The following is a 20,910-nucleotide window of genomic DNA, read 5'->3' on the forward strand; positions in this document are numbered from 1 at the left end:
TCCCCTTTCGCGTGTTACGCGTTTTGTCGACGATCAAGCAATACTGCAAACAATATAACTGCACCTTTTACGACGAGTTGGAAGAATGATGATACGCCAAGAAGGTTCAATCCGTTATTTAATGTTCCGATGATCAACGCCCCAATCAACGTCCCGACAATCCAGCCGCGACCACCCGCAAGACTCGTTCCCCCGAGAACGACCGCTGCGATGGCATCGAGTTCATACGACGTTCCTGCTGTAGGTTGTGCGGAATTGAGACGTGACGTCAAGATGATGCCAGCGAGTGCCGCAAGCATACCGGATAGCGAATAAATCATGATTTTGACTTTATTGACGCCAATCCCCATCAATTTAGCCGCTTCTTCATTCCCACCAATCGCATACGTATGACGACCAAATGTCGTCTTCTTCAAGATGAAGTAAAGGACACCGAATGCGAGTAGCATCGTCAATGCCGGCACCGGAATGATCCAGAAATAACCACGTCCGAGCATCTCAAACCAACCGGAATTCCCGAGACCTGTAATCGGTCTTCCGTCCGTATAGACGAGCGTCAATCCCCGATAAATGGTCATCGTAGCCAATGTCGCGATGAACGGTGCCACTTTTCCGTACGTGATGACCGCCCCGTTGAACGCTCCGAGAACGGCACCTGCAATCAAGCCGAGTGCAACGGCCATAACCGCATGTTGACCGTCCACCATCATGCCTGCCACCAGTGCAGAAGCGAGCGCCAAAATCGAACCGACCGATAAATCGATGCCCCCTGTCAAGATGACAAACGTCATCCCGAAGGCAATCAAGGCATTGATCGACACTTGGCGGAGTACGTTAAAGATATTATTTAATGATAAAAATCCTGGTTCGAGCGCCGTCACGACGACGACGATGACGAGTAGACCGAACAGCGGTCCTAATTTTTGTCCCCATCCGAGTCGACCCGGGCGCTTCAGCGAAGTTGTTGCTTTCAATTCCATATCATTGCCCTCCTGTCGCATACGTCATTACTTTTTCTTGTGTCGCCTCTTCTTTCGTGAGCGTTCCGGTTACGACACCTTCCCGCATGACGACGATCCGATCACTCATCCCAAGCACTTCCGGTAAATCAGAAGAGACCATGATGATGGCGACACCTGATTCCGCGAGATCACTCATGATATTGTAAATCTCTTTCTTAGCACCGACGTCGACGCCTCGGGTTGGTTCATCCAAAATCAAGACGTCCGGTTCGACACCTAACCATTTACCGAGCACAACCTTCTGTTGATTCCCACCAGACAGCGACTTCACTTTTTGTTCCATCGAATGATGTTTGACCCGCAATTTTTGTAAGTATGTCTCGGCGAACGTCTCCTCCTGTTGCTTCGAGATGACCGATCCTTTTGCTCGTTTATCAAGTGTCGGTAGCGACAGGTTTTCTCTTAGCGAGAAATCGAGGAGTAAGCCCTCTCCTTTTCGGTCCTCTGTCAAAAACGCGATACCGTGCTTGATGGCGTCGGCTGGGGTCTTGATTCGAATCGGTTTCCCATTCAGTTTAATGACTCCCCCTTTGTGGGTGTCTGCTCCGAATAGCGCACGCATCACCTCGGTACGCCCCGCTCCCATCAATCCAGAAAACCCAACGATTTCTCCGGCACGAACGTTGAACGATACGTTGTGGAACCGGTTACCTATTAAATCATCAACCTCGATCACGACGTCCCCAAGTGTAGCGGTACGCGTCGGATAGCGTTCTCCAATCTCACGACCGACCATATCGCGCACCGTTTCCTCAAATGAGGTGTCTTGAATCATGCGAGTCGAAATGGATTGTCCATCCCGAAGTACCGTGATCCGATCACATAAGTCAAAAATTTCTTCCATTCGGTGTGAGATATAGATGATGGACACACCTTGATCACGTAAGGCCCGTGACACTGCGAAGAGTGCCTGGATTTCACGATCCGTCAAGGCGGCCGTCGGTTCATCCATGACGATGACCTTCGCATCCGTCATGAGCGCCTTGGCAATCTCAATCATCTGTTGCTGACCGACCGACAAATTGCGCGCCACTTCATCGACATCCATGAACACGTTCAATTCAGCCAAGTATTCTCGGGCACGTCTGGTCATTTCCTGCTGTTTGACCATCCCGAACGGTCCCGTCAGTTCTCGACCTAAAAACAGATTTTCTGTCACCGTCATCTCCGGTAAGATATTGAGCTCCTGATGGATGAAGGCGATGCCTTCTTGCTCCGCTTCTTTTGGGTGCTTGAATTGACGTTTCGCGCCGTCGATGAGAATCTCGCCTTCATCCTGTGCATACAGACCGGTCATCACCTTCATCAATGTCGACTTCCCGGCCCCGTTCTCGCCCATAAGGGCATGAATCTCTCCAGGCAACAGTTCGAAATCGACTCCTTTTAAGACGGAGACTGGCCCGAACGACTTATGGATGCCTTTCAACTGAATATGCATCGAATCCCCCCTTAAAAAATGACCCCGGCATGTAAGATGACGTTTGCGTAAGGTGTCGCTTCCCCAGTTCGAATGACCACTTTCGCTTTTGCGACCTCCCGTTTGAAGTCTTCATGCGAACACATGTCGATGCTCGTGTACCGTTCTTTCAGTGAATCCGCAATCGTCGAGTTGTGTGTGAGGATTTCCTCAGCAATCGTGATGCGCTCTACGACCAAATCTGATTCGACGACATCGAGCACCTCAAGAAAGGAAGGTTCCCCGATGCGGAGACTAAGATCGACCCGCTTGACCCCGTCTGGAATCGGTAGCCCACAATCGGCGATGACGACGCGATCCGTATGCCCGAGGTCGGCAAAGATTTTTGCTAAATGACTATTCAAAATTCCTTGTTTTTTCATCACACGCGCTCCAATCGTTGTTGTACATCTTGTCGTGTCGGCATACCACCTTGTGCACCGAAGCCTTCGACACTCATGCCGGATGCGACTACGGCAAACCGTACGGCCGTCTCCAAATCGTCTTGTTCGATGAGGGAGACAGCAAGTGCACCGTTGAACGTGTCACCTGCTCCCGTTGTGTCGACGACGTTTGCTCGGATGGCTGGCACATGACGGACGTCTCGTCCGTCATGGAATCGAACGCCATGGACGCCTTCCGTGACGAGTAACTTGTTCGGATAACGTTTGAGAACATCATCTACGGACATTCCGTTGAATAAGTCACGGCATTCATGTTCGTTCGGCGTTAAATACGTGACGTCCTCAATCACTTCTGGTGGAAGCGGTTGAGACGGTGCCGGATTGAGTAGCACCGGAATCCCTTTCTCTTTACAGTAAGCGGTCACTTGTTTTACCGTCTCGATTGGAATTTCGAGTTGCAGGAGCACGAACGCCTGCTCGTCGAGAAAATGTTCGAGCTCCTCATCCGTGAAAACGACTCGTTTGTTCGCCGATTGGACGACGACAATCGAATTATCCCCTTCTGCTACTACGATATGGGCCGTACCCGTCACTTCCTCCGGTATGATCTGAACATGCGTGACATCGACATCGTGTCGTTTGAAGTTTTCAACAACCTGTTGACCGAACGGATCACTTCCCACGCAACCGACCATCTGAACAGTGCCGCCTAATTTGGAGGCAGCGACCGCTTGGTTCGCACCTTTTCCCCCTGGAACGGTGCGGAACGACTCACCGATGACCGTTTCTCCGGCTTGTGGCCGTTTGTCGGATGTGACGACAAGATCCATCGATATACTGCCAATGACAACAATGCGTTTCATTCTTTATCTCTCCTTCCGCTTTGTCGTGTGTCTTTCAAGTAACGTGACCGGTAATAACATCTCTTTCGGTCGCGTGTCTTTTTTCTCAATCAAATCGAGCAATCGTTCTGTCGCCACTCGCCCCATCTCATAGATAGGCTGGACGATGGTCGTCAGCGGCGGAGACGTCATCTCGCCTAATTCGATCCCGTCATATCCGATGACCTGTAGCTCTTCTGGGACACGAATGTCTCGACGGACTGCTTCCTGTAATACGGCGGCTGCAATCACATCGTTCGCTGCGAAAATGCCATCGAATGGCCAAGCATGGTCGAACAGCTCTTGGGACGCTTTCAAGGCGTCTTTGAACGTGAACGTGGACTCGGTCATCCCGACGAGCTTCTCTCCCGCTACTTCGACAAATCCTTCGGTTCGGCGTTTGACCGTTTTGAGATGATCCGGTCCGGCAATGTGTGCCAGTCGTGTCGCACCACGTTGTAACAGCGTGTCGGCCGCCAACTTTCCACCCTCATATCCATCTGATACAACGGCGTCGATCCCCGCTTTTACGATTCGGTCTAGTGCGACCATCGGTAAATCCAACGTCTCATAATTCGGATTGTGCGAATGATTTGTTGTAATAATCAGGCCATCGACGTGCATCGTTTGCAAGGCGACTAAATACGTCTGTTCTTTTTCAAGTTGTTCATCCGTGTTACATAAGACGACTTGATACCCATGTTGATTGGCGACATCCTCAATCGCCCGAGCCAGCTGTGGAAAGAACGGGTTCGTGATATCTGGCATGATGAGTCCAATCAAATTCGACGATTTTTTATAGAGCGAACGAGCAACTCGGTTCGGCGCGTAATTCAGTTCCGCAATCGCCTTTTCGACCGCTTCTTTCGCCTCTTCGCTCACATATCCGCTTTTATTCATAACGCGTGATACGGTCGCCACTGAGACGTTCGCATGTTTTGCTACTTGTTTGATGGTCGCCATTTGACATCCTCCGTTCTGGAAACGCTTACAAAACCATCTTAATGTGTAACCGGTTACATATCAAGAGATTTTTATGATTTCATGAAAAAACACATTGAAATCGTGCTTCAATGTGTAGAGAACGTAGGATTTAGTTGAACATAGACGAGACATTCTACCGTTCGTCCATCGAGCCGGGTCAATTCCTGTTGTTTTGTAAACGCATAAGTGAATCCAGACTTTTCAACGACGCGTCGCGATTGGTCATTGAAGCTGAAGTAGCCGCACCAAATCCGCTCTAACCCTAACGCTTCGAACCCAAATCGAATCATCGCCTGAACGGCTTCCGGCGCGTAACCATTCCCCCAATTGTCTGGACTGAGCACATAACCAATCTCACGCTGTGCCTCATGTTGAATCGAAGGGTCTGGCCTTCGGTCGTGTAACCCGATGCTACCGATTACTTGCCCAGTCTCTTTCAAGACGATGGCCCATACATCTGCTTCCTCGATAAACAGTTGAATGACGTCCCTTGTTTCTTCAATCGATTCATGGGGTGCCCAACCAGCCATCGGTCCGACTCGTTCATCTTTTGCATAATGATACATATCTTCTGCGTCTTTTAACGTAAATGCCCGTAAAATCAATCGTTCTGTCTCTAGAGTGATCATATCAACCCGTCCTTTTCCTTCAAGTTGTTTCCTCCACCGACCTAATGGGAAACGTTAGGCGAGGAGGAATGAACATGCCATTTGATTATGACTTAAACTTCGATGAAATCGACTTCCGACAACAACCCGAATTGTATCGGGTCGGGCGTGGCGAACAAGGCGTACTACTCGTCGAACCGTATAAAAGTGAGATTTTGCCACATTGGCGATTCAAGACGCCCGAGATTGCGAAGCAATCTGCTGAAGAAATTATGGAATTGTTTGAAGCGTATCGCGCGAATGACGATTTCGTCGGGATGGACATGGCCCGAAAGTTCATCCAAATGGGCTACACGCGGGCCCGACGCTATGCCAATTATAAAGGCGGTCGTAAATATAAAGAAGACGGTGACCTCCATGAGCGCGAAATCGACGAAGAGAAGGCAGAGTCTGCTCGCATCTTCAAAACGTATTGGGATCAACTTCGTGCCGATGAGGATTATTTACGACGTAAAAAGGCACATCAAAAACAATATGGTTAATCGCGCACCATCACTTTAAACGGGGTACCATTCCGCTCGAATGATGTGATGGTGCGAAATCCGACCGTATCGTATAGATGAATCGCTCGTTCGTTAAAAGCGGCGACGGTCAAACGAAGCGGTTTGCCCCGTTCCATCGCTCTCTCCATGACGTACGTCACAAACAATCGGCCATGTCCTTTCCCCGTCATATCGGGTCGCATCCCCAACCCGATATCCGTAAATTCTAAACAATACGGATATGTCGAATTGGGCACTTGAGCCGGGGAACCGATGCAATAAAATCCAATCAGCTCATGCTCCTCTACAATCACCTGATACGTCATCAACTCGGCGATTCCCTCTTCAGAAGGCGATTGATTATAGAAGTCATAAGGAGCTTCATAGGTCCATTCTTGAATTTGACATGCCCATTCACACGTCATCGGTCGGTGATGCATTCGTCTCCCCTCCGTACTCTTTTCACGATTTCTATGTAAAAAAGATGAGGTTGCCCTCATCCTTATTTTCGAGTCCATTCTGCCGTCATCGCTACGTCTGCTGCATGCATGAGATTATGAATTGGACAACGTGCCTCGACAGCCTTCCTTAATGCTTCGATTCGCTCATCCGATTCGGTCGTATCCAATACGATTTTCATATGTGTCGACTCAAAGTAAGTTCGGACACCTTCCATCCCTTGGAATCCTCGAGGATCGAGCGTCCCTTCTGTTACAAACTCGACCCCTTCATACTCAAAGTTCAAATCCTGGGCGGCATAGGCAATCATGATGGTCGTACAGGACGACTGGGCACCGAGAAGATACTCGAGTGGATTCGGTCCCTTGTTCGTCCCACCGAGTCGTTCTGGCTCATCCACGATAAATGGGGTGTGATCGCCTACACGCACAGTCGTCTTAACGCCTCCGGCTTCTCCTTCGGCGCGCATCGTTACTAATGGTCTTTCTGACATGTTGCATCCTCCTCTCCATAATCAAACACTACTATTTTCCCTTTATTTCGGACCATGTAACGCCTCGTCATAGATGGCGTAATCATTTTTTCCATCTTGCTTGATCTGATACATCGCCTGATCCGCTTTATGGATCAACGTGTCTAAATTTGTTCCTTGGTCGGGAGCATGACTGACCCCAATACTCGCACGGATTGGAATCGTCACATCGGACGTGTGGTAAGGGTTTTGATTTAACGTCATCTGAAGTTCGTGAATAAATGCAAGCACTTCCGATTCTGTTAAATCCACTAAATAAATATAAAACTCATCCCCGCCAACACGAGAGGCCAAGCCAACGTCTCGTGTCGACGCTTCCAGCAATCCACCCAAATGAGTTAAGAAATAATCTCCAATCTGGTGACCGTACGTATCATTGACTGCTTTAAAACCGTCCAAATCAATAATCAATAAAGACAGCATCGAGGAACTAAGCAACGCCTGGTCTGCGCGTTCATAAAATGCACGTCGGTTCGCCAGCTTCGTCAGTGGGTCATGATAGGCAAAGAATCGGATTGTTTGCTCGGCCTCTTTAAACGAGTGGACATCCCGAATGATAATCATCCCGTGAATCGTGCGGTCGATATCGACAAAATCACCATCGATGACGACGTAAAGCTCTTGCCCAGACTTTGTCATAATCTTCGTTTCAAACTCTATAAACTTTTTACGTGTCCGAAAATGTTGGCTGTAGTGTTCCATCCACTCTGCTTTTTTCTTTTCTGGCAACAAATCGATAAACCGTTCATTCACGACACGGACAGTATGAAATAGCGTGCGTGCGGCCGGATTCGCACTTTCCACCCTCCCATCCGGGTCAATCAACAAGATGGCGGATGGATTTAAATTATAAAGTGTCCCATATCGTTTTACATAAGAGGTTAAGAAGTCTAAACGATTCATCGCAACGACCAATGCTACCGCCCAAACAAGCCCCCCATACATGTATGAATAGGGTGGGATCAACCCACGAAATTGAAAGTAGCCGAATACAATATCCCATATTAGTACGGCATTTGCAGTCCAAAAAAGCATGCGCAATACGCGTTGGTGTTCTCTTCGTTCCGCACGCTTCAATGCATAAAAAATGAGACCAATAATCAATAGATGAAAAATGTTTCCGACGGTCAACGTAGTTAAATACGATGAGTTGAACTCAGGATAAATCCAAATGCCTACTTGTTCAAACTGTTGACTGTTGATGATATTCTCCTGACGGACATACGTCAACACAACAGGAATCAATGGTAAATAGACGACCCATGGATACAACCACTTCGGTGCCTTTGCGCCGACGCCTGTGATACTTAATATGAAATGAACAGAGAAGATAAAAATGAAAATCCCAGCGTTCCCAAACCAATAGGCAATGAGTGCCGGACTGTATTCAATCGGCGATAGATGGCGGACAAATTCAGCCAAGAAGAGCATCGAATAACCGAACACAAACAGGCTCAGCAAACGATGCTCGACTTTATTCGGATTTCGTTGAAAGACATCGAGTGCTAAAAAGCCGAGTAAAAATGACGGCAACAAATAGACCGCCAGATAAATGAACATCTCGGTCATGCGGAACCTCCTCACCTGTTCGTATTCTTCTATTTCGTTATCCTGCGTTCTTTTCCCTCTTTAACGCAACAAAAAACGGGATGGTTTTCTCATCCCGTTTTTGATGTCACACACTTATAGCGTTTCTTCGATTGGGGTATCCCCTTTGATCAAATCAATTGCTTTGTTCTGCACGTTTGAATGGTTATGAAGGACATGCACCAAGAATGATGCGACGTCTTCGCGTGGGATCTCTCCACTTCCCTCGAATTTCGTGTTCACTTTGCCCGTTCCCGCATCATCTGTCAATGCACCCGGACGAACAATCGTGTACGTGAGTCCACTCTGTTCGAGTAAACGATCTGCATGATGCTTCGCTACGTAGTACGGCTTCATCGAATCTGGCCAAGCTGAGCGATCCTCCGCTTTCAAGGCACTGACCATGACGAAGTGTTTGATGTTCCCGTTCGCTTGTGCTGCTTCGATACTCTTCGCTGCACCGTCTAGGTCGATCAAGAGTGTCTTGTCTGCTCCAGTACTTCCACCAGAACCTGCCGCGAATACGATAACATCCATTCCATCAATCGCTTTTTGCAAATCATCTACTGAACCTTCGAGGTCACCGAGTACCGCATTGTACCCTTTTGACTTAAAATCCTCGAGTTGTTTTTCTTTACGCACCATCGCCGTGACGTGATGCTTTCCTTCCTTGTGTAACTTCTCCACCAATTGATGGCCAATTTGACCGTTTGCACCGATTACAAATACGTTCATCTGTCTTCCTCCTCAAAAATGAATTCAGAGACAAGCGAAACGCCGGGTAGCCGTTGCTACATCCGGTGCAGAAGCAATGGCAGAAATGACGGCAACGCCGTCTGCCCCGTCACGAATGATTGAAGGCACATGCTCTGGACGAATACCTCCGATCCCCACAATCGGAAGCAGTGGATAGTGATGGCGAACTTGTTGAATCAGTTCCGTGCCACGCACATGTCCTGCATCCAGTTTACTTTGCGTCTCATGAATCGGACCAATGCCGACATAATCTGCAAATGGAAGAGCCGTTCTGACTTCCTCCATCGTATGGACAGACACCCCCAACCATTTATCTGGTCCTAGCCGTTCTCGAACCTGTTTGGCAGGTAAGTCGTCTTGTCCGACGTGAATGCCATCCGCGTTAATCGCGAGCGCCAAGTCGACGTCGTCGTTGATTATGAACGGAACACCCGTTTCTCGACACAGACGTTGGAGCGTCCTTGCCATCGCTTCTTTTTTATCTCCATACAATGCATCTTTACCTTTTTCGCGAAATTGAAAACATGTCACACCACATCGAAGTGCCGTTTTGACGGTCGCCACCAAATCGGACGCGTCCGTCGTTCCACACACAAAGTAAAGGCGAAGCTGCTTAGCGAGCGCTTGTTTCGTACAGAACGTCAACGGTAATCACCTCTTCTTTCGCTAAACGATGTCCCCAATGATTCGTCGGTCCATGCCCCTGTCCAATCGATAATCCATGTGCAATCGCCTGATGAATAAACTGCTTCGCATCTACGACGGCTTGGCGTAGTGTCTTCCCATACGCTAGTTCGGCCGTCAATGCGGCAGAGAACGTACATCCCGTCCCGTGCGTATCTTTCGTTTGGATTCTAGGCGCTTTTACACAGAACGTTTCAGTCTCGCTCATAATCAAATCAACGGCCTCCACATCATCCGTATGCCCACCTTTGATAATGACGGTATCGACACCAAGTGCTCGAATCGCCTGTGCGGCTTTCATGCGGTCTGCCTCGGTTCGAATTTCCATTCCTGCCAGCACTTCTGCTTCAGGAATATTTGGGGTCACGATGGTCGCCTGTGGTAGCAGCTTCGTGCGCAGTGCTTCGACTGCACTAACTTGCAACAAGGAAGCGCCACCTTTCGCCACCATGACCGGATCGACTACTACATGTTCGAAACGATATCGTTCGAGCCCCTTCGCTACCGCTTCAATTCGTTCAGCGTCCACCAACATCCCGGTTTTACAGGCGGTGATGTTAAAATCATCCGCTACCGCATCAATTTGTCGGATAATCATTTCCGTGGAAATCGCCTCGATTCCATGGACCCCAAGTGTGTTTTGAGCGGTAATCGCAGTCAACACGCTCGTCCCGAATACACCGAGTTCTTGAAACGTTTTAAGATCGGCTTGAATACCGGCCCCTCCTCCTGAGTCAGATCCTGCAATCGTCAACACTTGAGGTCTCATGATGTCGACACCTCAATTCGATTCGTCGGGATGGTATGCTGTGCCAATTGATGGAGCGCATTTAAAAAGTGAATCGGGAAGTCTCCCGGTCCTTCAGCCCGTTCACTCGCCAACTCACCGCAATAGGCGTAGCCTGACATGGCGGTCACCGTCGCTTTAAGGGTGTTCTTTTCGACTGCTAAGCAAGCCCCGACCACTGCACTGAGTAAACATCCCGTACCGGTCGTCTCGGTCATGCGTTTCGTCCCGCCATGTATTTCCATAACGACGTTCCCGTCACTTACCATATCTTCTTTTCCTGTCACGGCCACGACACATCCGTATCGTCTCGCTGCTTCAAGCGCCAATTGTCGAGGCTCGCATGCACCGTCACCAGCATCGACACCACGAGCCGCCCAATCGACGCCAATCAATGTCGCAATCTCTCCTGCATTCCCTCGAATGACCGATACACGAACATGACGCAAAATGCGTTCGACCACATCTCGTCGAAATGACGTCGCTCCGACACCGACCGGGTCGAGTATAATCGGGCATCCCGCTTCGTTCGCAGCCTGACCTGCGCGAATCATCGTCGCTTCCGTCATCGTTCCAAGTGTACCGATGTTAAGTACGAGCGCATCGCTCACGAATGTCATCTCCGCTACTTCTTCGATTGCATCCGCCATGACAGGAGAGGCGCCGATGGCGAGCAATCCATTCGCCGAAAAGTTCGCCACGACCGTGTTCGTGATATTGTGAATCAATGGCGCCTGCTGTCGAATCTCATTCCAAATCTCATGTCTCATTGGTTGACCTCCTGCGACAATGACCACGACTCAAGCGTCCAAGCCATTTCCCAAAAAGCGACTTCGTAATAGCAACTCTTCAAGAATAGTTTCGTATAGCGCACGCGCTCTTCTTCTGTCGCTTGACCAGCCAGTTCATCCAACCGATCAATTTGCTCTTCCACCAGCTCACGGAACCACTCCGAACCATACGTCGCAATCCAAGCTGAATAAATCGGATGATCAGGACGCTTGTCTTTAAGACGTTCTCCAATCTCGTAATACACCCAATAACACGGAAGGATTGACGCCAATACGTCCCCGAGAGTCGGTCCTGCCTGTTGCATATGAAGGGCATATGCATAAGCGGTCGGTGCTGGCTCAAATGTCGCCAATTCGACATCCGTCACGTTGAGCATCGTAAAGAACTCTCGATGAAGGGAGAGTTCCGCCTCAATCGTGTGTAGCGCATGCGTCAAAAAGCGGCTCGATAGTTCCATCGTCGGAGCGAGGGTTGCCCCTTTGGCCTGCACTTTTGAAAACTGATTCAAATAGTATGAGTCTTGCATGACGTAATGTCTGAATTTCTTCTCATCGAGCGTCCCTTCTCCGAGTGAACGAACAAATGGGTGATGAAAGCTTGCTTCAAACAATCCATCCGCCTCTTGACGTAAGTGATCTGTAAATTTCATAATAACTCCCCCTTATAAACTGATAAAAAAGACGCCGCCTCCCATAACGGAAGCGGCGTCTCGAACAATCATATCTAGGTGAAGCCATATGAGTCGTCTCGCCCACTTCCCTACGCTAGCGTGAACTAGATCAGGTTCGAAGGGTCTGGACCATGTCCATCTCAGCCGCGTGACGCGACTCCCCTAGTGGCAAACATTATGAAATTCAGTCGTCTTCGACCACATTCTATCAATCTTTTCATCAATTGCAAACCTTTTCTGATTCCGTTTCCTATTCTTCGTTACGGGAATGGGTAATTGACTCTGTTCGTACTGAAAAGGATGTGTAGAGATTGAATACCATTTTATTGACGATTGCCTTACTGTTCATCAGTTTGAACGTATTTTGGTTTTTCAAACGTCGAACGTACAAGCAAACAGGATTTGATGGAAGATTGTTCACTCAGTTGTTCGTCAGCCTATTCGGTGTCATGTTAGGATTCACATTGATTTATTATGCACTGTCTCGTGATTCAGTCATTCTCGTGACTTCACTCGAATCCATGAATGCCGTCGAACCGACTTGGGAAAATTTATTGTATTTTAGCGGTGTCACTTTACTTTCGATTGGCTTTGGTGATTTGTTACCGGTCGGTTTAACCCGATTATTCGCTATCATCGAAGGAGCCATCGGTATTTTGTTACCGAGTGCCTTCTTCATCAAATCGATTTATCAAAAAGACAAGTGAAAATCTTCCTATCGTCCCGTGATGAGTAAAAACATATTAAATGCAACAAGACCAAGGGGAAGCATCGCAACCAGAATGATCGGCCATTTCTTTAGACGAATGCCGACAAAGAGGACCAGACTCCCAACAAGTAGGGCAATAAATGTCGTGTATGGATTCATGAAAAAACGCTCCTTTCTCTATAAGGAGCGTTTCCCGGCTCTCGCCGTCATTAATCGTTTGAATGTCGAAGTGTTGCACATGCGGCACGAACGCGTCTGGCTTCCTCTTCTCGAAACACGAAATCCCCTTGTTCGGCGACACGTTGTGCACAAAAGAAGAAGAGCGACTGCAACCGATCATGTGTATCTTCAATGGCACTCAACTCAGCTGAAGCGTATGTTGCCGTGAGCATCTCCCATAACTCTTCTGGCAAATGGTCGCGGATCCCGTCACCGGACTTCCCTAGATTCACGGAGAATTCCGTCGCATAGCCAATGTTCCACTCCATCATCTGACGGAGCATATTCCGCATGATATCGAGGTGGTCGAGCGCGTATAACACCTGGTGTCGCTTGATTCCTTTGACAACATAAAGTGACACCCACCAAAACTCATTCCAACATGCCGCATACTCGTCAGCAGACGGACGTTTCACGCGATACGACAGGTCAGAAGGCGTGACGACCGGATGATGATCTCGGTCAAAGATTATTTGACTGAGCGAGTCGGCTTCAAGCATGGTTTCAAGTTGATCCACACTTCGAATCGTCAAATCAATCCGATGTCCGTCCACATATTGCACTAAAAACGTTATATGTCGTTCGGAATCAGTCGTTTCAGGTGTCTGCATGATCAAGACCTCTCCAAACGTGTCAATCCATGAGCGATCGACCGCAACCGCTCGGACGTCTTCCACATAAAAGGCAAGGTCGACATCCTGGTACGGGTCTGGTCGGATGTTCGGATTGACGAGTGAGCCGTTCAAGACGACCGTTCGAATGTGTTCACGTTCTTTTGCGAACGCAGTCAATTGCTCAATGATTTGTTCTGGTTTCATTCTACAATCGCCCCCAATGAGCGCGCGACTTGAATCGCCTGCATCGCGTCTAGTTTTGTTTGTTGTAACGTCACGTTCGAAAAATCAACCCCGTCGACAAGTGCTCCTCTGAAGTCGGCGCCACGGCACACCGCATGTTGAAGTGTCGCCCGTGACAAGTCCGCCTGATGCCAAACCGTTTCGGTCAAGTCCGTTCCATACAGGTCCGCCTCGACCAAACGAACGTGGGACCAATCCATCTTCTTGAGCGACACGTGACGAAGGTTGACGAATGACCAATCCCCTTCCGTTACCCGGACGCCTTCAAACTGACTCTCCTCAAAGGAAGATCCCGTCATTTTACATTGTTCAAACTCACTCGTGAACAAATTGGCACCATGAAATTGACAGTTTAAAAATGAACTCCCGACATGACGGGACGCATTCCATTTCGAATCCGTGAAGTCGCAGTTGATGAACTGACAGCGCTCCGTCTGTAGTTCCGTCGCATCGACGTATGTGAAGCGACAGTTCTCGAACGTGACGTGTGACAACACTTCGTCACGGAGTGTCACGTCACGGAAATCTTCATCTCGATATTGCGTATGTGGTTGAAACATATGATCCCTCCTTCAGGTATACTAGAACAGATTACAATGATTGGAAGTGATATAGATGGATCTCGTATTTCCTACTGAACACGGCGTTTTCAATTACCGCGTTGCTGGTATTTTTGTGAAAGACGGTCACTTATTGATTCACCGAAACATCCGAGATGACTTTTGGGCATTACCCGGGGGGCGCGTCACGCTCGGTGAAGAAGCCGCAACCGCCCTCGCACGCGAGCTACATGAAGAGTTGAACATGCACGTGACTGATACCACGTTCGCTTTCGTGCACGAGAACTTATTTACGTACAACAATCAGCCGTTTCATGAGATTGGACTGTACTTTTATGTAGACGGTGACCTCCCGCTCCAAGACGGAGACTTTTATGGACCTGAAGGAGATCACCTGATTTATCGTTGGATAAAGCTTGACCGTCTACAAGACGTCACGCTTTATCCGGAAATACTCGCTCAACTCCCGAACCGTTTGCCAACTCATTCACTCAATCCAGCTTGAACTTAGAGTAGCGATTTCAACTCGTTTAAATGTCGAATCTCATACGTTGACTCAATCGTCGCAGCCACTTCGTTCGGATTGAACCAGCACGTATCCAAACCATACATCCGCCCACCGGCGATGTCTGCCGTGACCGAGTCACCGATAATCAAACCTTTCTCTGGCGCTACATTCGGGATTCGGTCGAAGACGTAGTCGAAAAACGGTTTCATCGGTTTTTGCGAGCCGGTCGCATCCGATACGAAGACATCTTGGAAGTACGGCAATAGTCCAGATGACTCTAACCGTTTGAATTGCGTCTCCGTCACACCGTTTGTGACGATATAGAGCGGATAATCGTTGCTCAGCTTTCGCACGACCTCCAAAGCACCATCAACCATGTGCACGCCTGCATGTAAATAGTCTCGATATTGCTGTTCGACATATGGTCCATCGACCGTGAGACCGAGCGAATCGAACAGTTTCGTGTGACGACCGATGAGCACTTCTTCCCGGTCCACTTCGCCGCGCTCAAACGCACGCCACAGGTCCGTGTTGATGTCGACATAGCGCGACTTCACTTCATCCGTCATCCGGACGTTGTAGGATGCAAGTAACTGTTCCAAGGCGACATGTTCACTTTGTTTAAAATCTAGTAGTGTGTCATCAATATCAAATAAAATCGCTTCATAACGTTTCATATTTCTTTCTACCCCCTCTCTTCGTCTTAACTGTACAGGAAGTAGAAACGAACATCAAAAAAGGGAGATATCATGCATCCCCCCTCTCAATGTCTATTAGATGACTCGTTTGATTTTTGACCCCCATGATTAATCAGAATCACGAGTACCCCAATCAATATCGCGACCGACCATGCGTGAACAACCCCACTGAGCGTTAACGGCTTGAAGAAGTATCCTCAATCGTTCTCAAACAAGTAGGCCAAATAAACCGACACACCATACGATCCAAGCAAGGAAGCTAATACAAAGCGTATTTGCAAATGCCTCAAAGATTGTTTTGTTACCCACCAAATGATCACCGGTACAATCAAATATCCAAATGGAAAACCCCATACATAATCCATTGCCGCCACAAAAAATGCCCAAGGCACGAAGAGGAATAAACTCACACAGCAAGTTTTCATCGTCTGCTCCTAAACTTGTTGAATTTACTTGATTCAAGTTTACCAAATCCAATACATTGATATGTTTATTTTTCTAAAACAAGTGAATACTTCTTATGGTGAAGAAAAAACAAAGGAGTGTTCAAATATGCATACAGATTTTACGAACATGTACATCAATGGTGAGTGGGTAAATGGATCAAGTGAAAAGTCGATCGACAACGTCAATCCATTCTCGAACGAGACTCTCTTCTCGATTCAATCAGCGGATGAAGAGGACTTGAATCGTGCTTATGAAGCAGCGAAAGCGTCTCAGACGGACTGGGCCGACATGCTTCCACAAGCACGACGTGAGTTGATTGAGAAGTTTGCCCAGCTGACGTTGGACAACAAAGACTTTATCGTCGACTGGCTCGTGAAAGAGTCCGGTAGTACACGTATCAAAGCAGAGAGTGAGTTCGCTGCATCAATGGCAATCATCAAAGAAGCCGCGACGTTCCCTTTCCGTATGGACGGGCTCATCAAACCTTCGATCGTTCCGAATAAAGAGAACCGGGTATATCGCAAACCACTTGGGGTCATCGGCATCATCAGCCCATGGAACTTCCCGTTCCACTTGGCTGTCCGTTCAATCGTGACAGCTCTCGCGACGGGGAATACGGCCGTCGTCAAACCGGCTACGGCGACACCAGTCACGGGTGGTCTCCTATTCGCATCCCTCTTCGAAGAAGCAGGACTTCCAAAAGGTGTGCTCAACGTTGTCGTCGGACGAGGGTCTGAAATCGGGGACGCCATCGTCGAACACCCAATCCCGCGCCTCATCTCGTTCACAGGTTCGACCGAGGTCGGTCAAGGGATTGCGGAAAAGGCAGGTCGTTTGTTGAAGAAAACAGCACTTGAACTCGGTGGGAATAACGTGTTTGTCGTTCTCGATGATGCCGACCTCGACCGTGCCGTCGAATCAGCCGTCTATAGCAAGTTCTTCCACCAAGGACAAATCTGTATGTCGACGAACCGAATCCTCGTCGCCGAGTCGATTCATGACGAATTCGTGGAGCGCTATGTCGAGCGCGTTAAACAGTTGAAAGCGGGTGACCCGAATGAAAAAGATACACAAGTCGGCCCGCTCATCGACCACGATCAAGTCGATCGCATCTTAGACCAAATCGAGAAAACGGTTGATGCCGGTGCGACCGTTCATACTGGCGGGACAGCGGACGGCAACATCCTCGAACCGACCGTCCTCAGTGGCGTCACGAATGACATGCCGCTCGCGAAAAACGAAATATTCGGTCCGGTCGCGGTCATCCTTTCGTTTAAAGATGACGAAGAGGCTGTTCGTCTTTCGAACGAATTACCGTACGGATTGAGCGGTGCCGTTCATGGCTCGGTTTACCGTGCAACCAATTTTGCACGAAAAGTCGAAACTGGCATGATTCACGTCAACGATCAGTCGGTCAACGATGAACCGCACATGCCGTTCGGAGGCGAGAAAAACTCTGGTCTCGGACGCTTCAACGGTGAATGGGTACTCGAAGAGTTCACGACGCTTCAATGGGTGTCCATCATGCATGAACGTCGCGAGTACAAACCGTTCTTCTCGTAATACAAAAAGTGTTTCGGCAACTCGCCGAAACACTTTTTTAGATTTTCTTCACGAACTCCGACTTCAGTTTCATCGCACCAAGTCCCTCGATTTTACAGTCGATATCATGGTCACCTTCCACGAGTCGAATCCCCTTCACTTTCGTTCCTTGTTTGACGACAAGCGAGGTTCCTTTCACTTTCAAATCCTTGATCACGGTGACAGTGTCTCCGTCTTGAAGCGGGTTTCCGTTCGCATCTTTGATTTGTGACGCTGCTTCTGCTTCTGCCGCCTCACTCGGTGACCATTCATAGGCACATTCTGGGCATACAAGCAACGGGCCATCCTCGTACACATAAGATGATTGGCATTTTGGGCAATTCGGGTACTCAGTCATTCTATTTCCTCCATTCGATTCACTCGTTCCAGTATATCGTATGGTGGCTCCATCTTTCTAGACCGTTCACTCTTCGGTAGGCGATGCAGGACCTTCTAAATCAAGTTGATAAAACGATAAATCGAGCCATTTGCCGAATTTATATCCGGCATTTCGAATCGTACCGGAATGAACGAATCCAACTTTTTCATGCGCACGGATACTCGTCACGTTCGATGCGTCAATTCCACCAATCACCGTTTTCATTCCTCTCACTTCGGCGATACGGATGATTTCTTTTAACAGTTTGTTGCCAATGCCTTTCCCGCGGTAACCGGGATGCACGTATACAGAATGTTCAACCGTATAATGGTACGCTGGCCACGGACGGAACGGACCGAACGTCGCAAACCCCATGACGACGTCATCCTCTACCCATACGATGATTGGACAATCTTGCTCTTTCTTCTCCTCATACCATGCCACTCGATTCTCGAGTGTCACCGGTTGATAGTGATAGACGGCCGTACTGTTTACAATCGCATCATTGTAAATATGTAAAATCATTTGAAGATCATCTCGTCGACAATTGCGAATCATCCCCATACCACCTTTTCGTTTTTTTCATTATACGAATCCCCTCTTCAAAAGACACGAAAAAAGTGACCGGTCCCATCAACCGGTCACTCAAATCATGCGGCCAAGCGGTCACACATTGAGGCGCATTCTGTACAAACTCTTGCGCATTCCTGGCAATGTGCGTGCTTATGTTTCCCGCACTCCTGTGCGCATGCTTTACAGATGACTGCACACGCTCGCGCGAGTTCAGGAACGAATGCCGAATCACGCGTCATCGCTTCCGCAAGAAACGCACAGGCAGCGGCACATTCCCGATCCAGTCGGATACAATCAACCATCATCTGTACATCTTTTTCTTCTAAACAAGATTCCAGACAATAGTTGCACGTTTCCACACATTCGTGGAGCATTTCGATTTCGTTCGCATAGATACGATGAGCCATACATCATTCCCCTTTCGTTTCTTCTGCAATTTCGGACACGTTACTCCTGTTCCCTAATCGGCAAAAGAAAAACGATCCGGCTCAAGAATCCGGATCGTTCACGAACCTGCGATACAAGTAAGCGATTCGATTCAGTAATGTCTCGTCATATTGTTTCGGCATGAAACGATAGCGATATAATCGATACATTCGTTTCAAGTCTTCCCACTGATGATCGATTTGTTGCCCTTGTCTGAAGCGTGCCAAATCAATCAAGAATATCTGTCCGTTTGGCGTCAAAATGATATTACGCAAGTGGACATCCGATGGTGTCAGTCCTAGTAAACGTGCCTGTCGAAGCGCTTCATCCACTACCTCGATGTAAGAAGGGTCAATCCAGACGCCTTCCGTCAGACACTCAAACAGCGTCTTTCCTTCGATGTAATCCATCACTAAATATGACGGACCAGAATCATAGCACTTCGGAAAGTAAGGGAGTCCCTTAAGTTTTTCATAGATTGCTGCCTCTTCGGTTGCGATTTGTTCATAACCTGGAAAGAACACTTTAATGACACGATCCTTTTCCTTTAAACGAAACACGGCCGCACTTCGTCCAATCCCATGTAAACGAAGATCTGGGTGCATCGAGGCTACCTGAAACGAGTCACCCACCTGTTCGAAGGTGACGTCCGCATATTGTTCATAGTCACTCATCTGTCACGCCTCTTTCCTATTTCTCTTCCCTCTCATCATAGCGCATACAAGCTCATTTGACGCCAAAACTGCTTGAGTAGGTGACAAGTGACGTCCATTCTCGTAAGACGTATAATGAAGAGCGACTGACAACCAAGGAGGAGTTATAATGCAACGTATCGCTTTGACAGAAGAATTATCATTCTCACGCATCGTCCATGGGATGTGGCGGCTCGCTGATTGGGACATGACCCCACAGGAACGCCTCACATTCATCGAACAATGTCTCGAGCTTGGCATCACGACATTCGACCATGCAGACATTTATGGCGGTTACACATGTGAAGGTTTATTTGGAGAAGCCTTAAAGTTAAAGCCTGAACTCCGAGACCAAATGGAGATCGTCACAAAGACAGGAATTAAATTGACGGGGTCATTTAACCCAGGTCAAACACTCAATTATTACGATACGACAAAAGAGCATATCATCGCGCAAGTAGAGCGTTCGTTAAAAGAGTTGGCCATTGACCACATTGATACATTACTCATCCACCGTCCAGATCCGCTGATGAATCCGGATGAAGTGGCCGAAGCCTTCATCATCTTGCGCGATAGTGGTAAAGTACGTGAGTTCGGTGTATCTAACCATGTTCCGGCTACACAGAACTTGCTTCAATCTCGTCTTCCATTCCAACTTGTGACGAATCAACTCGAACTCTCTCCGATGCAATTGAAACATTTTGAGGATGGATCGGTCGATTTGTGTCACGAAAAACGAATGCCACTTATGGCTTGGAGTCCACTAGCCGGTGGTCAACTCTTCAAAGATGAACTGTATGCACCCCTTCGTGAAAAACTCGAGGAAATTCGTGCACGTCACAATGCAAGCGGAATTGACTCGATTGTGTATGCATGGCTCGTCAAACACCCTGCGAACATTATGCCGATTATCGGATCCGGAAAAATTGAGCGCGTTCAGACAGGAGTCGACGCCCTTCAAATCGACCTCACTCGTGAAGAATGGTTCGAAATTTTGAAGTCGGCACGCGGTCGAGATGTTGATTGAAGGAAACTTCATCAAATAAATCCCACTGAATTATAAAGTGATAATTTAGAAGAATAATCGGCTTTTTTCA

28 protein-coding genes and 1 riboswitch are annotated in these 20,910 nt (G+C 48.2%); of the genes, 5 read left to right on the forward strand and 23 right to left on the reverse strand.

What is annotated here, in order from left to right; translation table 11 throughout:
- Nucleotides 1–14 precede the first annotated feature (14 nt).
- The 6 genes from OKS35_RS10300 to OKS35_RS10325 form a co-directional block, all read right to left on the reverse strand.
- A complete protein-coding gene (locus tag OKS35_RS10300) occupies nucleotides 15–980 on the reverse strand; it encodes an ABC transporter permease subunit (protein ID WP_159563085.1) in 966 nt (321 codons plus the stop codon).
- A 1-nt stretch (nucleotide 981) separates the two neighbouring features.
- The gene (locus tag OKS35_RS10305; protein ID WP_214690373.1) at nucleotides 982–2,460 is read right to left on the reverse strand and encodes a sugar ABC transporter ATP-binding protein; all 1,479 of its coding nucleotides are present in this window, start codon (nucleotides 2,458–2,460) and stop codon (nucleotides 982–984) included.
- Nucleotides 2,461–2,471: 11 nt separating this feature from the next.
- Complete coding sequence (gene rbsD / locus OKS35_RS10310) at nucleotides 2,472–2,861, reverse strand: D-ribose pyranase (RefSeq protein WP_012727563.1); 390 nt, start codon at nucleotides 2,859–2,861, stop codon at nucleotides 2,472–2,474.
- A complete protein-coding gene (gene rbsK / locus OKS35_RS10315) occupies nucleotides 2,861–3,745 on the reverse strand; it encodes a ribokinase (protein ID WP_074035466.1) in 885 nt (294 codons plus the stop codon). Before rbsK ends, rbsD begins: the two co-directional genes overlap by 1 nt.
- Before the next feature lie 3 nt (nucleotides 3,746–3,748).
- Nucleotides 3,749–4,726 carry a LacI family DNA-binding transcriptional regulator gene (locus tag OKS35_RS10320; protein ID WP_159563088.1) on the reverse strand — a complete coding sequence of 326 codons (978 nt, stop codon included), beginning with the start codon at nucleotides 4,724–4,726 and terminating at the stop codon, nucleotides 3,749–3,751.
- A gap of 107 nt (nucleotides 4,727–4,833) precedes the next feature.
- Nucleotides 4,834–5,376 (reverse strand): GNAT family N-acetyltransferase, encoded by a 543-nt coding sequence (locus tag OKS35_RS10325; RefSeq protein ID WP_074035463.1) that lies wholly within the window; start codon nucleotides 5,374–5,376, stop codon nucleotides 4,834–4,836.
- Between the two features lie 74 nt (nucleotides 5,377–5,450).
- On the opposite strand from OKS35_RS10325, the gene OKS35_RS10330 reads away from it, so the two are divergent.
- Nucleotides 5,451–5,897 carry a DUF4385 domain-containing protein gene (locus tag OKS35_RS10330; RefSeq protein WP_074035462.1) on the forward strand — a complete coding sequence of 149 codons (447 nt, stop codon included), beginning with the start codon at nucleotides 5,451–5,453 and terminating at the stop codon, nucleotides 5,895–5,897.
- Here the strand turns inward: OKS35_RS10330 and OKS35_RS10335 are convergent.
- The 8 genes from OKS35_RS10335 to tenA all read right to left on the reverse strand — a co-directional run bounded on the left by OKS35_RS10335 (nucleotide 5,894) and on the right by tenA (nucleotide 12,143).
- Nucleotides 5,894–6,337, reverse strand: a complete 444-nt coding sequence (locus OKS35_RS10335) for a GNAT family N-acetyltransferase (protein WP_264093009.1) — start codon at nucleotides 6,335–6,337, stop codon at nucleotides 5,894–5,896. The two genes, OKS35_RS10330 and OKS35_RS10335, sit on opposite strands and share 4 nt — an antisense overlap.
- Nucleotides 6,338–6,399: 62 nt before the next feature.
- Nucleotides 6,400–6,849 (reverse strand): OsmC family protein, encoded by a 450-nt coding sequence (locus OKS35_RS10340; protein WP_074035459.1) that lies wholly within the window; start codon nucleotides 6,847–6,849, stop codon nucleotides 6,400–6,402.
- A 42-nt stretch (nucleotides 6,850–6,891) separates the two neighbouring features.
- Complete coding sequence (locus OKS35_RS10345) at nucleotides 6,892–8,457, reverse strand: GGDEF domain-containing protein (RefSeq protein WP_159563091.1); 1,566 nt, start codon at nucleotides 8,455–8,457, stop codon at nucleotides 6,892–6,894.
- A gap of 114 nt (nucleotides 8,458–8,571) precedes the next feature.
- Complete coding sequence (locus OKS35_RS10350; protein ID WP_159563092.1) at nucleotides 8,572–9,210, reverse strand: SDR family oxidoreductase; 639 nt, start codon at nucleotides 9,208–9,210, stop codon at nucleotides 8,572–8,574.
- A 24-nt stretch (nucleotides 9,211–9,234) separates the two neighbouring features.
- Nucleotides 9,235–9,876, reverse strand: a complete 642-nt coding sequence (thiE, locus tag OKS35_RS10355; RefSeq protein ID WP_264093011.1) for a thiamine phosphate synthase — start codon at nucleotides 9,874–9,876, stop codon at nucleotides 9,235–9,237.
- On the reverse strand, nucleotides 9,845–10,684 hold the full coding sequence (gene thiD, locus OKS35_RS10360; RefSeq protein ID WP_074035453.1) for a bifunctional hydroxymethylpyrimidine kinase/phosphomethylpyrimidine kinase: 840 nt from the start codon (nucleotides 10,682–10,684) through the stop codon (nucleotides 9,845–9,847). Before thiD ends, thiE begins: the two co-directional genes overlap by 32 nt.
- Nucleotides 10,681–11,472 carry a hydroxyethylthiazole kinase gene (gene thiM, locus OKS35_RS10365; protein ID WP_078147811.1) on the reverse strand — a complete coding sequence of 264 codons (792 nt, stop codon included), beginning with the start codon at nucleotides 11,470–11,472 and terminating at the stop codon, nucleotides 10,681–10,683. The genes thiD and thiM overlap by 4 nt, the downstream gene beginning before the upstream one ends.
- Entirely contained in the window at nucleotides 11,469–12,143 is a 675-nt protein-coding gene (tenA, locus tag OKS35_RS10370; protein ID WP_159563096.1) for a thiaminase II, read from the reverse strand. The genes thiM and tenA overlap by 4 nt, the downstream gene beginning before the upstream one ends.
- A gap of 90 nt (nucleotides 12,144–12,233) precedes the next feature.
- Nucleotides 12,234–12,338: riboswitch (TPP riboswitch) on the reverse strand.
- Between the two features lie 137 nt (nucleotides 12,339–12,475).
- Between tenA and OKS35_RS10375 the strand changes: the two genes are divergently transcribed.
- A complete protein-coding gene (locus OKS35_RS10375; protein ID WP_159563097.1) occupies nucleotides 12,476–12,871 on the forward strand; it encodes an ion channel in 396 nt (131 codons plus the stop codon).
- 8 nt (nucleotides 12,872–12,879) lie between these two features.
- Here the strand turns inward: OKS35_RS10375 and OKS35_RS10380 are convergent, their stop codons facing one another.
- The 3 genes from OKS35_RS10380 to OKS35_RS10390 are packed head-to-tail and all read right to left on the reverse strand — an operon-like array spanning nucleotide 12,880 to nucleotide 14,509.
- Nucleotides 12,880–13,032 (reverse strand): hypothetical protein, encoded by a 153-nt coding sequence (locus OKS35_RS10380; RefSeq protein WP_012727577.1) that lies wholly within the window; start codon nucleotides 13,030–13,032, stop codon nucleotides 12,880–12,882.
- A gap of 50 nt (nucleotides 13,033–13,082) precedes the next feature.
- On the reverse strand, nucleotides 13,083–13,910 hold the full coding sequence (locus tag OKS35_RS10385) for an aminoglycoside 6-adenylyltransferase (protein ID WP_074035448.1): 828 nt from the start codon (nucleotides 13,908–13,910) through the stop codon (nucleotides 13,083–13,085).
- Complete coding sequence (locus OKS35_RS10390) at nucleotides 13,907–14,509, reverse strand: pentapeptide repeat-containing protein (protein WP_159563099.1); 603 nt, start codon at nucleotides 14,507–14,509, stop codon at nucleotides 13,907–13,909. The genes OKS35_RS10385 and OKS35_RS10390 overlap by 4 nt, the downstream gene beginning before the upstream one ends.
- A 55-nt stretch (nucleotides 14,510–14,564) precedes the next feature.
- Between OKS35_RS10390 and OKS35_RS10395 the strand changes: the two genes are divergently transcribed.
- Nucleotides 14,565–15,014 carry an NUDIX hydrolase gene (locus tag OKS35_RS10395; protein ID WP_074035444.1) on the forward strand — a complete coding sequence of 150 codons (450 nt, stop codon included), beginning with the start codon at nucleotides 14,565–14,567 and terminating at the stop codon, nucleotides 15,012–15,014.
- 2 nt (nucleotides 15,015–15,016) lie between these two features.
- On the opposite strand, the gene OKS35_RS10400 is transcribed toward OKS35_RS10395, so the two are convergent.
- Both OKS35_RS10400 and OKS35_RS10405 read right to left on the reverse strand, forming a co-directional pair.
- Entirely contained in the window at nucleotides 15,017–15,694 is a 678-nt protein-coding gene (locus OKS35_RS10400; protein WP_214690367.1) for a YjjG family noncanonical pyrimidine nucleotidase, read from the reverse strand.
- A 228-nt stretch (nucleotides 15,695–15,922) separates the two neighbouring features.
- The gene (locus tag OKS35_RS10405; RefSeq protein WP_143180215.1) at nucleotides 15,923–16,177 is read right to left on the reverse strand and encodes a hypothetical protein; all 255 of its coding nucleotides are present in this window, start codon (nucleotides 16,175–16,177) and stop codon (nucleotides 15,923–15,925) included.
- Nucleotides 16,178–16,267: 90 nt separating this feature from the next.
- Here OKS35_RS10405 and OKS35_RS10410 point away from each other — a divergent pair, with 90 nt between their 5' ends.
- Nucleotides 16,268–17,725 (forward strand): aldehyde dehydrogenase family protein, encoded by a 1,458-nt coding sequence (locus OKS35_RS10410; RefSeq protein WP_264093012.1) that lies wholly within the window; start codon nucleotides 16,268–16,270, stop codon nucleotides 17,723–17,725.
- Nucleotides 17,726–17,762: 37 nt separating this feature from the next.
- Here OKS35_RS10410 and OKS35_RS10415 read toward each other — a convergent pair whose 3' ends face one another.
- The 4 genes from OKS35_RS10415 to OKS35_RS10430 all read right to left on the reverse strand — a co-directional run bounded on the left by OKS35_RS10415 (nucleotide 17,763) and on the right by OKS35_RS10430 (nucleotide 19,795).
- On the reverse strand, nucleotides 17,763–18,101 hold the full coding sequence (locus OKS35_RS10415) for a zinc ribbon domain-containing protein YjdM (protein WP_031421951.1): 339 nt from the start codon (nucleotides 18,099–18,101) through the stop codon (nucleotides 17,763–17,765).
- A 66-nt stretch (nucleotides 18,102–18,167) separates the two neighbouring features.
- The gene (locus OKS35_RS10420; RefSeq protein ID WP_031421949.1) at nucleotides 18,168–18,680 is read right to left on the reverse strand and encodes a GNAT family N-acetyltransferase; all 513 of its coding nucleotides are present in this window, start codon (nucleotides 18,678–18,680) and stop codon (nucleotides 18,168–18,170) included.
- 92 nt (nucleotides 18,681–18,772) lie between these two features.
- Complete coding sequence (locus OKS35_RS10425) at nucleotides 18,773–19,102, reverse strand: four-helix bundle copper-binding protein (protein ID WP_264093013.1); 330 nt, start codon at nucleotides 19,100–19,102, stop codon at nucleotides 18,773–18,775.
- 81 nt (nucleotides 19,103–19,183) lie between these two features.
- Complete coding sequence (locus tag OKS35_RS10430; protein ID WP_074035436.1) at nucleotides 19,184–19,795, reverse strand: serine/threonine protein kinase; 612 nt, start codon at nucleotides 19,793–19,795, stop codon at nucleotides 19,184–19,186.
- 148 nt (nucleotides 19,796–19,943) lie between these two features.
- Between OKS35_RS10430 and OKS35_RS10435 the strand changes: the two genes are divergently transcribed.
- On the forward strand, nucleotides 19,944–20,840 hold the full coding sequence (locus OKS35_RS10435) for an aldo/keto reductase (RefSeq protein WP_264093014.1): 897 nt from the start codon (nucleotides 19,944–19,946) through the stop codon (nucleotides 20,838–20,840).
- Nucleotides 20,841–20,910: the final 70 nt, after the last annotated feature.

Origin of the sequence: Exiguobacterium sp. N5 (assembly GCF_025842465.1) — a bacterium.
Taxonomy (GTDB): Bacteria; Bacillota; Bacilli; order Exiguobacteriales; family Exiguobacteriaceae; genus Exiguobacterium; species Exiguobacterium profundum.